General features: G+C 73.7%; 11 protein-coding genes. 3 read left to right on the top strand and 8 right to left on the bottom strand.

What is annotated here, in order from left to right; all coding sequences use genetic code 11:
• Positions 1-210 precede the first annotated feature (210 nt).
• The gene (locus tag ACIA8Q_RS24355) at positions 211-2,409 is read left to right on the top strand and encodes a RecQ family ATP-dependent DNA helicase (protein WP_360212290.1); all 2,199 of its coding nucleotides are present in this window, start codon (positions 211-213) and stop codon (positions 2,407-2,409) included.
• 358 nt (positions 2,410-2,767) lie between these two features.
• On the top strand, positions 2,768-3,484 hold the full coding sequence (locus tag ACIA8Q_RS24350) for a hypothetical protein (protein ID WP_360212291.1): 717 nt from the start codon (positions 2,768-2,770) through the stop codon (positions 3,482-3,484).
• 252 nt (positions 3,485-3,736) lie between these two features.
• Here the strand turns inward: ACIA8Q_RS24350 and ACIA8Q_RS24345 are convergent, their stop codons facing one another.
• From ACIA8Q_RS24345 to ACIA8Q_RS24335, 3 genes are all read right to left on the bottom strand, one after another.
• Complete coding sequence (locus ACIA8Q_RS24345) at positions 3,737-4,396, bottom strand: hypothetical protein (RefSeq protein WP_360212292.1); 660 nt, start codon at positions 4,394-4,396, stop codon at positions 3,737-3,739.
• Between the two features lie 100 nt (positions 4,397-4,496).
• Positions 4,497-5,195 carry a ribonuclease HII gene (locus tag ACIA8Q_RS24340; RefSeq protein WP_360212294.1) on the bottom strand — a complete coding sequence of 233 codons (699 nt, stop codon included), beginning with the start codon at positions 5,193-5,195 and terminating at the stop codon, positions 4,497-4,499.
• A gap of 227 nt (positions 5,196-5,422) precedes the next feature.
• Positions 5,423-5,974, bottom strand: a complete 552-nt coding sequence (locus tag ACIA8Q_RS24335; protein ID WP_360212296.1) for a TetR/AcrR family transcriptional regulator — start codon at positions 5,972-5,974, stop codon at positions 5,423-5,425.
• Between the two features lie 386 nt (positions 5,975-6,360).
• On the opposite strand from ACIA8Q_RS24335, the gene ACIA8Q_RS24330 reads away from it, so the two are divergent.
• Entirely contained in the window at positions 6,361-7,908 is a 1,548-nt protein-coding gene (locus tag ACIA8Q_RS24330) for an MFS transporter (protein WP_396317680.1), read from the top strand.
• A 127-nt stretch (positions 7,909-8,035) separates the two neighbouring features.
• Here ACIA8Q_RS24330 and ACIA8Q_RS24325 read toward each other — a convergent pair whose 3' ends face one another.
• The 5 genes from ACIA8Q_RS24325 to ACIA8Q_RS24305 form a co-directional block, all read right to left on the bottom strand.
• Positions 8,036-9,745: a DUF4153 domain-containing protein gene (locus ACIA8Q_RS24325; RefSeq protein WP_396317679.1), complete on the bottom strand. Its 1,710-nt coding sequence runs from the start codon at positions 9,743-9,745 to the stop codon at positions 8,036-8,038.
• 164 nt (positions 9,746-9,909) lie between these two features.
• Positions 9,910-10,851, bottom strand: a complete 942-nt coding sequence (locus ACIA8Q_RS24320) for a carbohydrate ABC transporter permease (protein WP_360212300.1) — start codon at positions 10,849-10,851, stop codon at positions 9,910-9,912.
• Entirely contained in the window at positions 10,848-11,870 is a 1,023-nt protein-coding gene (locus ACIA8Q_RS24315; RefSeq protein ID WP_360212302.1) for a sugar ABC transporter permease, read from the bottom strand. Before ACIA8Q_RS24315 ends, ACIA8Q_RS24320 begins: the two co-directional genes overlap by 4 nt.
• Before the next feature lie 231 nt (positions 11,871-12,101).
• The gene (locus tag ACIA8Q_RS24310) at positions 12,102-13,490 is read right to left on the bottom strand and encodes an ABC transporter substrate-binding protein (RefSeq protein ID WP_360212304.1); all 1,389 of its coding nucleotides are present in this window, start codon (positions 13,488-13,490) and stop codon (positions 12,102-12,104) included.
• Between the two features lie 269 nt (positions 13,491-13,759).
• Positions 13,760-14,974, bottom strand: a complete 1,215-nt coding sequence (locus ACIA8Q_RS24305; RefSeq protein WP_396317678.1) for a cytochrome P450 — start codon at positions 14,972-14,974, stop codon at positions 13,760-13,762.
• Between the last annotated feature and the right edge of the window lie 6 nt (positions 14,975-14,980).

Raw genomic sequence — 14,980 nt, 5'->3', positions numbered from 1 at the left:
ATCCGGAAGACCCGTCGGATCTTTCTCATTTCCTGTGGATAACTCCGCCCTCTTTTTTCGCTTCACTCATTCGGCGCTCATCGCGGCCACTCCTGCGGGTGAAAGTCAGCGCCCGTTCAGCGGAAGAGCGGATGAAATACATCCCGGCTCCACCACCTCCGCCACCCCGGCATTCGCCCCTTGTCGGCGGCTCGGGGTTACATGGACGCCATGCAGCAGCCCGAGAACCACACCACCGCCACCGCCGACGACCGCGCCGAGGTCCGGGCGCGGGCCGAGGCCGTCCTGCGCGAGCTCGCCGGGCCCGGGGCCGCCCTGCGCGAGGACCAGTGGACGGCCATCGAGGCCCTCGTGGTCGACCACCGGCGCGCCCTCGTCGTGCAGCGCACCGGCTGGGGGAAGTCCGCGGTCTACTTCATCGCCACCGCCCTGCTCCGGGCCCGCGGCGCGGGGCCCACCGTGATCGTCTCCCCGCTGCTCGCCCTGATGCGCAACCAGGTCGACTCGGCGGCCCGGGCCGGCATCCACGCCCGGACGATCAACTCCGCCAACACCGACGAGTGGGACGAGGTCCAGGCCGAGGTCTCCGCCGGGAAGGTCGACGTCCTGCTGGTCAGCCCCGAGCGGCTGAACAACCCCGACTTCCGCGACCAGGTGCTGCCCAAGCTCGCCGCATCCACCGGGCTGCTGGTGGTCGACGAGGCCCACTGCATCTCGGACTGGGGCCACGACTTCCGCCCCGACTACCGCCGGCTGCGCACGATGCTCGCCGAGCTCCCGCCCGGCGTCCCCGTGCTGGCCACCACCGCCACCGCCAACGCCCGGGTCACCGCGGACGTCGCCGAGCAGCTCGGCACCGGCGGCACCGACGAGCGCGCCCTGGTGCTGCGCGGTCCGCTCGACCGGGAGAGCCTGACCCTCGGCGTCCTGGCCCTGCCCGACCCCGCGCACCGGCTGGCCTGGCTGGCCGACCACCTCGACCGGCTGCCCGGCTCGGGCATCGTCTACACCCTGACGGTGGCCGCGGCCGAGGAGGTCACGGCCTTCCTGCGCGAGCGGGGCTTCCCGGTGGCCTCGTACTCCGGCCGCACCGAGGACGCCGAGCGCCGCACCGCCGAGGCCGACCTGCTGGCCAACCGGGTCAAAGCGCTGGTCGCCACCTCCGCGCTGGGCATGGGCTTCGACAAGCCCGACCTCGGCTTCGTGGTGCACCTCGGCTCGCCCAGCTCGCCGATCGCCTACTACCAGCAGGTCGGCCGGGCCGGGCGCGGCGTCGACCGGGCCGAGGTGCTGCTGCTGCCCGGCCGCGAGGACGAGGCGATCTGGCGCTACTTCGCCTCGCTGGCCTTCCCGCCCGAGGAGCAGGTCCGCCGCACCATCGACGCGCTGGCCGGAGCCGGCCGGCCGCTCTCCACCGCCGCCCTGGAGCCCAGGGTGGACCTGCGCCGCACCCGGCTGGAGACCATGCTCAAGGTGCTCGACGTGGACGGCGCCGTCCGCCGGGTCAAGGGCGGCTGGACGGCCACCGGCCAGAGCTGGGCGTACGACACCGACCGGTACGCCAAGGTCGCCGCCTCCCGCGAGGCCGAGCAGCGGGCGATGCGCGAGTACGCGTCGACCACCGGCTGCCGGATGGAGTTCCTGCGCCGCCAGCTCGACGACGACCAGGCCCGGCCCTGCGGCCGGTGCGACAACTGCGCGGGGCCGCTGCACACCCCGGAGGTCTCGGCCGCGGCGCTGGAGGCGGCCCGGGCCGCGCTCGGCCGCCCGGGCGTCAGCTTCGAGCCGCGCCGGCTCTGGCCGACCGGGATGGACGCGGTGGGCGTGCCGCTGAAGGGCCGGATCCCGGCGGGCGAGCAGGCGGAGAACGGGCGGGCGCTCGGTCGGCTCTCCGACATCGGCTGGGGCACCCGGCTGCGCACCCTGCTCGCCGAGCAGGCCCCGGACGCGCCGGTGCCCGGCGAGGCGGTGGACGCCCTGGTGGCGGTGCTGGCGGACTGGGCCCGCGGCCCGGGCGGCTGGGCGGGGCCCGCGACGGCGGAGGGCACCCGGCTGGAACGGCCGGTGGGCGTGGTGACGATGGCCTCGTCCACCAGGCCCCGCCTGGTGGACAGCCTCGGCGCGCGCATCGCCGAGATCGGGCGGATGCCGTTGCTGGGCCGGATCGAGTACGCCGACGGCCGGCCGCCGCACGGTGCCCGCAGCAACAGCGCCCAGCGGCTGCACTCGCTGGCCGGCGCGCTGGTGCTGCCGCCGGAGGTCGCCCAGGCGGTGGCCGCGGCCGGCGGGCCGGTGCTGCTGGTGGACGACCTGGTCGACTCGGGGTGGACGGTCACGGTCGCCGCCCGGCTGCTGCGCCGGGCCGGGGCGAGCGCGGTTCTGCCCCTGGTGCTGGCCGTGCAGGGGTGACACCAGCGGTCGCCCACCGACACGCCCTCACTCGAATGGCCTAACGAAGGGAGAAAGTCGGAGCCTCACGGACCCGCCGGACGGCGTGATCGGAAAAAGGAGTGGTCACCGCACGGACGGCGGTCCACCGGGCGCTCACGCGACGCCCGGATCATGGTCCGGCGCCGCCTGAGCGAGGCTCGGGCCGCCCTGGAACATATCCGGCAGAACATGGGCTTTCGGGTGGCGTTCATCATTTCATCGTTGCCGCTCCGGCCCCACTACCGCGAGAATTGGCGCGTACCCGAAATCCGGTCCGCTGGACCCGGCCTTCGTCGTACCCAGGCGCCCGCATGCCCGTGGGTCAGGAAGGAGGATCGTGATCAACGGTATCGGCCGAGGTCAGCATCCCCTCGCCCGGAGTTCGTCGCCGAGACGGCTCCTGGACCTGGAGACCTGGAGCGCCTCGGGGATCCCGTTGCTGCGCGACCCGCGCGACTTCGTCCTGGAACTGCACCAGCGCCACCTGCCGCAACCGGGCACGGTCGTGGTCGCCGTCCTCGACGCGTTGCACCACCTGGCCGCCTCGGCCTCGTTCGCGCCCTGGCCGCACGACACCGACGGCTGGCAGCACCGCAACGCCCTGCTCACCCAGCTGCGCCAGATCACCCCGCACGACCTGCGGCTGGCCCGGCCGGCCCGCACGGCCGTACTGCTGCGCTGCCGCGAGGGCGCACCCGGCTGGACGGAGCAGGACGGCGCCTGGATGTGGGCGCTCCGCGACGCATCCGCGCTGCACGGGCTGCGCTGCGGCTCCTACGTCGGCCTCACCCCGGCGGGTTGGCAGGTCCTCGGGGACGGCCGCAGCGGGCGCGATCCGCACGCGGGTTCATGGGCCGACGGGCCGGTGCACACCGTGACGGAGCTGCCCCCGCGCTCGGCCCTGGAGACGCCGCGCGCCCAGCGCGCCCGGCACCAGGCGCCCGAGCGGGCCCAGCGGAGCGACCGGTCGCAGCACTCCCGCCAGTCCGAGCACCCGTGGCCCCCGGCGCGGGTCACCGCCGTCGAACCGGCCCGCCGCACCGGCACCCGCTGACCTCCCGACACCGCTCGCGCCGCCCCGGGCCGGCCGCCCGCGACTCCGGCGCGGCCGACGGCGCCCCACCCGACAGGACGACCGCGGCACGGCAGAGCCGACGGGGCGACAACGGGACGGGGCGGTCCGCCACGGGCTCGGCCGGTCCGGGCGACGACGCCCGGTACGACGGTCCCGGAAGACCGACCCCGGGTACGACGGACCCCGGGCCCGGTGCCGTGCGGCACCGGACCCGGGGTGGATCAGTCGGGTTCAGGCCCTGCCCGGGCGTCCGGCCGCGGCGGCCGGACCGGCCTCCCCGCAGACCACGAGCAGGGCGGTCGCGCGGCCGAGGGCCGCGGTGTAGGCCTCGGCGGCCCGGGCGGCCGGGCCGCCGTTGGCGACCAGGACGACCACCTCGCGGCTCACCGGCCGGGCCAGCCCGGCGTCGGCGTAGAACACGTCACCGCCCTCGGCGAGTTGCGCCCAGTAGCGCTCCTCTCCGAAGGAGAGCTCGTGCTGCTGCCAGGGGTGCGCCTCGCCGAGCGTCAGCACCAGGATCTGGCCCGGGTCGCGGCCGGCGTCCAGCAGCCGGTCGACGGCCTCGTCCGCGCGGTCCAGCGCCTGGGCCGGGGCCGCGGCGACCCGCTGGACCTCGACCTGCGGCACGGCCTCGGCGGGACGGCGCGGCGCCGGCCCGGGCTTGGGGATGAGCCGCGGCGGACCGGGGCGGTCGGAGCGCGGGGGTGCCGCGCGCGGCGGTGCCGGACGGGGGCCGGGCACCGGCACGGCGGCGACGGTGGTGGGTGCGGTGGCGGTGGCGCCGCTGCTGGCGGGCGTGTGGAGGGCTTGTGCGTCCGACTCGCGGGGGAAGGGAACGCCGGGGCCCGGGAGGCTCTCGTGAATCTCCGGCTCCTCGGGGAAGACAGGCATACCCGGATATCTATCAAATGCCGGTCGAACGCGCACGGGCGCCCCACCCATTGGGCACCACGGAGTCGGCACCCCCACCCGGGGCAATTCCGACGGACCGTCAGAAACCGAGCGTCAACTGTTCGTCGGCGGAGTCTTCGCGCGCACCCGGAACCTCCCGGACGCGCTTCAGGTGACGCCACTTCGGCAGCCCGTCCAGGTACGCCCAGGAGAGCCGGTGCTGCTCGGTGGGGCCGTGCTCCTCCAGGGCCGCCCGGTGCACCGGGGACGGGTAGCCGGCGTTGTCCGCGAAGCCGTACTCGGGGTGCGCCTCGCCGAGTTCGGCCATCAGGCCGTCGCGGTGGACCTTGGCGAGCACCGAGGCGGCGGAGACGCAGATGCAGGACTGGTCGCCCTTGATCACGGTGCGCACCCGCCAGGGGCCGCCCAGGTAGTCGTGCTTGCCGTCCAGGATCACCGCGTCGGGCTCGACCGGCAGGGCCTCCAGGGCCCGGACGGCGGCCAGCCGCAGCGCCGCCGTCATGCCGAGCTCGTCGCACTCCTGCGGCGAGGCGTGGCCGAGCGCGTACGCGGTGACCCAGTCGGCGAGGACCGGGGCCAGCGCGCGGCGGCGCAGCTCGGTGAGCAGCTTGGAGTCGGTCAGCCCCTCCGGGGCCCTGCGCAGACCGGTGACGGCGGCCCCCACGGTGACCGGGCCGGCCCAGGCGCCGCGCCCGACCTCGTCCAGGCCGACGACGATCCTGGCGCCGGCGCGGCGGAGCGAGCGCTCGACGGAGTGCGTCGGCGGGACGATGGGCATCGGGGGCTTCCGTTCGGCGGGAGGAGGGGTGGACGGGCTCGCCGGGCCGGACCCGACGAACGGACCCGCGGGGAGAGCGGGCCGCCGGGAGAGCGGGCCGCCGGGAGAGCGGACCCGCCGCGAACGACTCGTCCGCCCTGGCGACATCCAGCCTAAGCCCGCCGCAGGACCCACCGGCCCGCTGCTCCCGCTGCTCCCGCCGTCCCCGCCGCCCCCGCCGTCCCCGCTCAGACCCGGATGATCGGCAGCAGCACGTCGTCCACCAGCCGGGCCACGTACTCCGGCCCGAGGTTGCGCCGACCGCAGATCTTCACCTGGTAGAGCAGCATCGCCGGGACGACGTCCGCGACGACCGGGGTGGCCGCGCCGGGCCGGACGTCACCGCGTTCGGCGCCCCGGCGCAGGATCGCCAGGATGGTCTCCGTGGTCGGCTCGATCACCCGCCGGGTGATGAACTCCTTGAACACCTCGGCCCGTTCATGGTCGATCTCGCCCATCAGCACCTGGATGGCGGCGCCCGGCCGCGAGCCCATCGCCCCGGTGAACCCCTCGATGAGCTGGAGCAATTCACGATGGGCGGACCCGAGGTCCGGGGTGTCGTAGGGGCGTGGCAGAGTGGCGTCCAGGGCGTCGATGACCAGCTCGTCCTTGGACGCCCAGCGCCGGTAGAGCGCGGCCTTCCCGGTCCGCGCCGCGCCGGCGACCCCTTCCATCGTCAGCCGCGCGTACCCGCCGGAGGTGAGCTGGTCGAGCGCGGCCTCGAAGATCGCGTTCTCCAACTCCTTCCCCCGCCGCCGGCCCGGCCGCGCGAGGGCCTCGCGGGCGACCTGAACCGGGCAGTGGGGCACGGGTACAGGGGCAGGCTGCGCCGCGGGCCGCGGGGGCGACTCCCCCGCCTCCGGCGCGCGGGAGCCCGCCCTCCCGGTCGCCCGGTCCGCCGTCAGGCGCCGCACAAGCCGCTCCATCGCCACCACCCTTAGAGAACGCTTGCGTTCACAATTGGAACCAGGATATCGTCCAGATTAGTGAACGATCCCGTTCCTTCCTAGCCCGCGCCAGCCCGCACCCAGAACGCGGGACACGCGGGACACGCCGGACCACTCGGTCCGCAGCGGACGCAGCACCCAGCACACAGCCAGGCACATAGCCAGCAGGGGGCACACACGTGGCTATCTCCGACACACTCAGCAAGACCTCACCACCGCAGAGCGGGAAGGGCCGGGGCAAGGGCATCACCCTGACCGTCATCGCGGCCACCCAGCTGATGGTGGTGCTCGACGCCACCATCGTGAACATCGCGCTGCCGCAGATCCGGGACGCGCTGAACTTCTCCACCACCAACCTGTCGTGGGTCATCAACGCCTACACGCTGACCTTCGGCGGGCTGCTGCTGCTCGGCGGGCGCGCCGGCGACATCCTCGGCCGCCGCCGGGTGTTCATCTTCGGCACCCTGCTGTTCGGCTTCGCCTCCCTGCTCGGCGGCTTCGCCCAGGACGGCGGCATGCTGCTCGCGGCCCGCGCGCTCCAGGGCATCGGCGGCGCGATCTGTTCACCGACGGCCTTCGCACTGATCGCCACCAACTTCGAGGAGGGGCCGGAACGCAACAAGGCGTTCGGCGTGTTCTCGGCGGTGGCCGGCTCGGGCGCCGCGATCGGCCTGCTGGCCGGCGGTCTGCTCACCGAGTACCTGGACTGGCGCTGGGTCTTCTTCGTCAACGTACCGATCGCGGCCCTGATCGCGCTCGCCGCACCCCGCTACATCGCCGAGTCCGAGCGCACCGCGGGCCGCTTCGACCTGCCGGGCGCGCTGACCTCGACGCTGGGCCTGGTCGGTCTGGTCTACGGGTTCATCCGGGCCGCCTCGGACGGCTGGTCGGACAGCGTCACGCTCGGCTCGTTCGCCGCCGGCGCCCTGCTGCTGGCCGCGTTCCTGGTGATCGAGCGGCGCACCGACCAGCCGATCACCCCGCTGCACCTGTTCGCCGACCGCAACCGCACCGGCGGCCTGGTGATGATGCTCTGCCTGGCCGCGGCCATGTTCGGCATCTTCTTCTACATCACGCTCTTCGTGCAGGGCCCGCTCGGCTACAGCCCGCTGAAGGCCGGCGTCTCCTTCCTCCCGATCAGCGTGGCGATCATCATCGCGGCGCAGCTCGCCTCCTCCCTCCAGGCCAAGTACGGCCCGAAGCCGTTCATGGCGGGCGGCGCGCTGCTGGTCACCGTCGGCCTCACCTGGCTCACCCAGATGAGCAAGGACAGCGGCTACGTCGACGGGGTGCTCGGCCCCACGGTGATCTTCGGCTTCGGCATGGGCCTGATCTTCGTCCCGGTGATGCTGCTCTCGGTCGCGGGTGTGGCCGGGGAGGAGACCGGCGCCGCGTCCGGTCTGCTCAACTCGATGCAGCAGATCGGTGGTTCGCTCGGCCTGTCGATCCTGACCACGGTCTTCGCGCACTACGCCACCGCCGAGGGCACGGCCCAGGCGCCCGGCTTCATGTCGTCGGCCACTCCGGACCAGCTGGCCTACTTCCAGCAGCACCACGAGTTCCCGAAGGGCACCGAGGCCGCCAACTCCGTCCTCGCCCAGGGCATCTCGCACGGGTTCATCGTGGGCGCCGTGCTCGCCGGGCTGGCGCTGATCGTCGCGGTCTTCGTGATCAAGGCCAAGGCCAGCGACCTGCCCAGCCAGACCGCCGGCGTCGCGATGCACTGAGCCCCGCCACACCGCACCGCGGGCCACCACCCGCCGCGGCACACCGCCACCGGGCCGGCCGGGAGCACCACGCTCCCGGCCGGCCCGGCCGTTTCCCCCACCCTCACCGGCGGTGCGGGCCCCGGCGTCAGTACCAGATGTCCTCGAACGGCATCCCGGCCTGCTCGCAGGCACTGCGCCCGCCCGTCGGCCGCTCCACCGGGGGCCGCTGCGCCAGGATCTCCCGGGCCCGGGCGGCCGAGGCGCCGGCGGCGTACCAGGGCTTCGGGTGGTCCGCGAGGTCCGCCGCGATCACCTGCAGCGCGCAGGTCCGCTGGGCGCCGGGCAGCCGGTCCAGCGCGGGCACCGCGTCGGCCGAGAGGTCGCGGACGTTGCGCAGGTCGATCCGCGCGGTCTGCGGATCGGCGGCGAGCGCCCGCTCGTACCGGGAGACGTTCTGCTCCGCGATGATCGCGTCCGGGCCGGCAAGCCCGTAGGCCGCGACCGACAGCATGCCGCTGAGGAGCACGGCGCGCGGCAGCCAGCCGGCCCCGCGGGTCAGGCCCGCGGTGATCAGCAGCAGGAAGACGACGCCGAGCCAGCCCTCCACCACCAGGACCCAGAGCCGCAGCCTGGTCAGCCCGGAGGCGTCGACGTAGAACCACATCCGGCCGAGCGCCGAGGCGACCACGACCAGGGCGAGCAGGCAGAGCGCGCCGAGCAGGATCCGCGCCACCCGCCGGTCGGCCGGGGTGGCGCGCGGCGCCCAGCGCTTGGCGACCGCCACCACGGCCAGGGTCAGCACGGTGATCGCGCTGAGCTGCCAGAAGCCCTGCCGGGCGTACTCGGAGCGACTCATCCCGGTGTTGCGCAGGACGGCGTCCGCACCGCCGAGCACGACCACGGCCTGGATCACCGCGAAGACGCCGAACATCAGGTTGAGCGCGACCAGCGGCAGGGCCCACTCCAGCCGGCCCCGGGCCCGGCCGGGCCGGACGACCGTGCGGTCCCAGCGTCGCGGGCCGGCCGCGATGTGGGCGAACCCGAGCGCGGTGAGCGCCCCGAGCACGAACAGCACGAAGCGCAGCGGCACCCGGTCGAGGTCGAGGCTGGGGCTGAGCCCGGAGAGCAGGTCCGCCATGGCGGCGTCGGCGCCCGCGAACAGCACGCCGAAGACGGTGAGCAGGACGGCGGCGACCGCGAGCGCCTTGAACACCGGCACGATCCGGCCGCGGCCGGGCAGGCTCCGGCCGCGCAGGCCGTCGACGAGCCAGAGCACCCCCGGCGGCAGCTGCCAGAGGATCGCGGGCAGCGGGAGCAGGACGCCCGGCCAGCGGCGGCCGCCGTGCAGCGCGAGCGAGGCCAGTCCGAGCGCGCACACGACGGCCAGCGTCACGGGCCAGCCCGCCTCCCAGAGCGCCGGGACGACGAGCAGGGCGGCGGCGAGCAGGCTCCACACGACCGTCCAGGGCCGGATGCGGCGGCCCGCCGCACGGGCGGCCAGACCCGCCGCGGCGGCGGTGCCGGCAGCGCAGACCAGCAGGTTGGCGCCGAGGCCGTCGTTCAGCAGCCAGGACGTCAGCAGCCCGGTGAGCAGCGCGAGGAGGAGGACGCGGGGCGTGGCGGCCGCCTTGCGCCCGGGGTCGCTCGGGCGCAGCCAGAGGGAGGAGGACGGGACGGGTGCGCCGGCCCCCCAGTGCGGGCCGGGCACGGAGGCGCCGACCGGGCCGGACGCCGGACCGAACGGCTGGTCGGGCTCGGACGCGGGCGTGGACGCGGACGGCCGGTCGGGCTCGGACGCGGGCGTGGACGCGGACGGCCGGTCGGGCTCGGACGCGGGCGTGGACGGACCGGACATGAGTCCCCCTCAGTGGTCGGTGGGCATGCGGAAGCCGCCCCGGGGGCAGCCCGCCGGCGGCGCTCCCGGCACCGCGGATGCAGCCGACTGTAGACCATTCTGAACAAGTTCAAAAATCACTTCTGAACGCGTTCAGAACCCCCTGACCACCCGTCCGCCCCCGGCTACCCCTTGACCGATCCGGCCAGCAGCCCCCGGACGAAGTAGCGCTGCAGGCTGAAGAAGACGATCAGCGGCACGATGATCGACAGGAACGCCCCGGCCGTCAGCAGCTCCCAGCGCCCGCCGAAGGACCCGGACAGCTGCGCCAGCCGGACCGTCATCGGCGCCACCTCCGGCGTGCCGCCGGCGAAGGTGAGCGCGACCAGCAGGTCGTTCCAGACCCAGAGGAACTGGAAGATCGCGAACGAGGCCAGCGCCGGGGTGCAGAGCGGCAGCACGATCGACCGGAAGATCTTGAAGTGCGAGGCGCCGTCCACCACCGCCGCCTCCATCAGGTCGCGCGGCAGCTGGGCGATGAAGTTGTGCAGCAGGAACACCGCGAGCGGCAGCGCGAACATGGTGTGCGCCAGCCAGACCGGCGCGTAGCTGCCCTTCAGGTCCACCGCCGGGACCAGCGTCAGCGAGCCGAGGTGCGCGCCCCCGGAGAACAGCCGCAGCAGCGGGATCAGCGCCATCTGGATCGGAACCACCTGGAGCGCGAACACGGCGAAGAACACCGTGTCGCTCCCCCGGAACCTCACCCAGGCCAGCCCGTAGGCCGCCATCGCGGCCAGCACCAGCGGGAAGAGCGTGGCCGGGACACTGATCGCCAGCGAGTTGACCAGGAAGGGCATCAGTCCGGTCGAGACGCCGAAGCCGCCCTCGAACAGCACCGTGTGGTAGTTGTCGAGCCCGAGGTCCGGGTGGAGCAGGGCGTTCCACCAGCCGTTCGCGGTGACGTCCTGCTTGGGGCGCAGCGAGGTCACCAGCAGGCCCAGGGTCGGGATCGTCCACAGGACGGTCACCGCGATCACGAAGACCGAGGCCAACGGGCTGCTGAAGGCCTTCCGGACCGGGCTGCCGTGCGGGGCGCGCACGCGCTTGTCGGTGATGCGTCCGCTCATCGGACCCGACGCTCCTTCCGCAGCTGGACGATGTTGTAGGCCACCAGGGGCAGCACCGCGAGGAAGAGGATCACCGCCAGGGCGCCGCCCCGGCCGGTGTTGAACTGCACGAAGGACTGCGAGTACATCTCGTTGGCCAGCACCTGGGTGCCGAAGTTGCCGCCGGTCATGGTGCGGACGATGTCGAAGGCCTTCAGGGTGATGATCATGATGGTGGTCAGCACCACCACCAGCGTGGTGCGGATCATCGGCACGGTGACGTACCAGAACAGCCGCACCCCGCCCGCACCGTCCAGCCGGGCCGCCTCGGTCACCTCGTGCGGGATCGCCTTGATCGCCGCCGACAGCACCACCATCGCGAAGCCCGTCTGCACCCAGACCATCACCGCCATCAGCAGGAAGGTGTTCAGCGGCTGCGAGAGCATCCAGTTCGGCGGATCGTCCCAGCCCGCGGCGATCGCCAGCTGGCTGAGCAGGCCGATCTGCGGCTGCCCCGCGCCGCGCGACTCGTAGACGAACTTGAAGATGATCGAGGCGCCGACCAGCGAGATCGCCATCGGCATGAAGATCAGCGACTTGTACACCGCCTGGCCGCGCATCCGGTCCACCAGCAGCGCCAGCACCAGCCCCAGCCCGGTCGCCACCAGCGGGGCGACCACCAGCCACAGCAGCGTGGTGACCAGCACCTTCTGCACCGAGTCGGTGCTGAGCGCCCACCCGAAGTTCTCCCCGCCGACGAACCGGGTGCCGTCGTCGTTCTGCAGGCTCAGGTAGACGGTCCGGACCAGCGGCACCACCAGGCCCACCGACAGCAGCACCACGGCCGGGCCGAGGAAGACCGCCACCGCCAGCGGGCGGGAGAGCCGGCCCCGGGCCCGGCCGGCCGCGAGGAACACCAGCAGCAGGATGCCGAGGAAGCCCGCCACGGCGCCGAGGCTGTTGCCGAACTTGACCGCCGCGTCGCCCCACGCGCCGGAGGCGAGCGCGGCGGACGGTGACGGGGTTGCGGGTACGGACATGGCTGTGCGTCCCTCCTGGTGCTCGGGGAAGGGGGCGGGCGGTGCGGGTGGGTGGCCCCGCACCGCCCTCGACAGGTGGTCCTGGTGGCGCCCGGTCGGGCCGGCGCCGGTGCGGCCGCCGCCCGCCGGTGCGCCGGCGGTGCTGTGGCGGGAGGCCGGTGCGGAGGCCGGTGTGGACGCCGGTGCGGGACGCCGTGGCGGAGGCCACCACCGGCCTCCGCACCCCGGCGGCTACTGCGGCCAGGCGGCGTCGATGTCGGCCGCGGTCTTCTGGATCGACTGCCCCTCCGCGAACCAGGCCGTCAGCGACTTCCACTCCTGCCCCGCGCCGACGGCGGCCGGCATCAGGTCGGAGCCGTCGAAGCGGAAGGTCGCCGCCGGGTCGGTGAGCGCGTCCGCCGACAGCCGGTCGACCGGATCGGTGTAGAGGCTCTTGTCCACGCCCTGGTTGGCCGAGACCCAGCCGGTCGCGGTCCGCACCCGGCTGCTCGCCCACTCCGAGCTGGACAGGTAGTTCTGCACCGCCTGCACCTCGGGCCGGTTCGCGAACGCGGCCAGGAACTCGCCACCGCCCTCGACCGGGTTGGGGACGGCCGGGTTCACCGCCGGCAGCTGGAAGGCGAAGACGTCGCCGTCCGGGCCGACCTTGGTGTCCTTGGGCCACTGCGCCTTGTAGAACGAGGCCTGCTGGAGCATCGCGCACTTGCCGCTGAGGATCGGCGCGCCCGCGTCCTGGAAGGTCGTGGTGGCGATCGACTTGACGTCGCCGTAGCCGCCGTTGACCCAGGCCGGGTTCTGCATCCAGTCGGCCACGGTCCGCATCGCCGTGGTGATCTTCTCGTCGGAGAACTTCACCTTGTGGCCCACCCACTGGTCGTAGACGTCACCGCCGTACGTGCCCAGCACCACCTCCTCCAGCCAGTCGGTGGCCGGCCAGCCGGTCGCGGTGCCGGAGGCGATGCCGCCGCACCACGGCTTGGTGGCGCCGGCCTTGGCGATCCGGTCGCTGAGCGCCATCAGGTCCGCCCAGGTCTTCGGCACCTCGTACCCGGCCGCCCGGAAGGCCTTCGGCGAGTACCAGACCAGCGACTTCATGTTGGCGCTCATCGGCGCCGCGTAGAACGTGCCGTTGACCGAGCCGTAGGTCTTCCACACCGGGCTCCAGCGGTCCTCGTTGCTGACCGTCTGCGCGGGCGGCTTCACCACCTTGCCGCTCTTCACCATCTGCGCCAGCAGGCCGGGCTGCGGGACGATCGCGAAGTCCGGGGTGTTGCCGCCGGCCACCCGGACCGGCAGCTGGGACTCGAAGTCGTTCGAGCCCTCGTAGCTGATCTTGATGCCGGTGCATCTGCTGAACTCGGCCCAGGACTTCTCCAGGTTGTCCGACTCCGGGCTCAGGATCGAGGCGAACATCGTCACCGTGGTGCCCGAATGCCCCGCGTACGGCTGGTACTTGGCACAGTCGCCGGTCAGCGACGGGGCGGCTCCGTCACCGCCGCCACCCGAACCGCCGGAGCTGTTGGAGCAGGCCGCGGTCAGGGCCAGGGCCGCCAGCAGGGCGGGCACGGCGACCAGGCGGCGGCGTGAACTCGTGGACGGCGCGGTCGGGTTGAGGGTCAATGCGGTCCTCCTCGCCAGGGCGTGCTGCCGGGCTGTGGGCTGAACGACATTGCGCTGTACCGGAGATGGTTCCGCCGAGATCTCGGACGAGCGTCCGAGCAATCGATTCGACGACGTTAACGCAGCCACCGGCCCCCGCCAAGGTCCACGCCCGACCTTCACCCGGTCGTGACCACGACACGCCCGGCGGCACCCCCGGCGCACCAGCACCCCCGGGAACACCCGCGGCCCCGCCCGGGGACCCGGACGGGGCCGCTCGCGGCGCGCCGTCAGTACAGCCGGACCGGCAGCTCCAGCAGGCTGTTCACCACCAGCGACGGACTCGGCCGCAGCTGCTCGTCCGGGACCGCCAGCGACAGCCCGGGGAACCGCGCGAACAGCGCCGGCAGCGCCACCCCGGCCTCCAACCGGGCCAGCGGCGAACCCGGGCAGACGTGCGGGCCGTGGCCGAAGGACAGGTGGCGGATCGGGTCCCGGGTGACGTCGAACAGCTCCGCCGTGACCCCGTGCTGCGACGGGTCCCGGCCGATCGCGTTGTACGACACCAGCACCGGCTCGCCGGCCGGGATCACCACGTCGCCGACCGCGATGTCCTCCGCCGCGAAGCGGAACAGGAAGTTGCTGGTCGGCGGCGTCCAGCGGAGCGACTCCTCCACCACCGCGTCCCAGGACACCCGGCCCGAACGCACCAGCTCCAACTGGTCCGGGTGCGTCAGCAGGGCCCGCACCGCGTTGCCGATCAGGTTCACCGTGGTCTCGTGGCCCGCCGCGATGATCACCCGCAGGGTGGCCGCCGCCTCCGCGTCGGTCAGCGCCCCGCCCTCGGTGTCCGCCGCCAGCAGCACGCTCGCCAGGTCGTCCCCGGGCACCGAACGGCGCTGCGCCACCAGGTCGTTCACGAAGGCGTTCAGCCCCGCGATGGTCGCCTGGATGCCCCCCGGGTCCGGCTTGATGCCGAAGAACCGCTCGTACAGGTCGCGCAGCACGGCGTGGTCCGACTCCGGAACGCCCAGCAGCGAGCAGATCACCGTCATCGGCAACGGGAAGGCGAACGCCGACTTGAGGTCCACCAGCGGCTCCCCCGCCGCCAGGGCGTCCAGCAGCGCGCCGGTGATCCGCTCGACCCGCGGGCGCATCAGCTCCACCCGGCGCGGGGTGAAGGCCTGCGCCACCAGCGCCCGCAGCCGCCGGTGCGCGGCGCCGTCCGTGGTCACCATGCTCGGACCCGGCACCGCCAGGCCGATCAGCGGCCAGGTCTTCGGGACCTCCCCGCGCTGGAAGGCCGCCCAGTGCGCGGCGTCCTTCACCAGCCGGGCGTCGGTCAGCAGGTCGCGGGCCTCGGCGTGCCGGGTCACCGCCCAGGCGGAGACCCCGCCGGGCAGCACCACCGGCGCCACCGGGCCGGCGGACCGCAACAGGGCGCCCTCGGCGGCGGAGTCACGGGCCAGCGGATCGAGGGCTATCGGGGCCGGGGCAGCGGTCATCGACGG

The sequence above is a fragment of the Kitasatospora sp. NPDC051705 genome (genome assembly GCF_044453265.1).
GTDB lineage: Bacteria > Actinomycetota > Actinomycetes > Streptomycetales > Streptomycetaceae > Kitasatospora.
The sequence above is the reverse complement of the archived record's forward strand: the minus strand, read 5'-3'. Positions and strand labels throughout refer to the sequence as shown.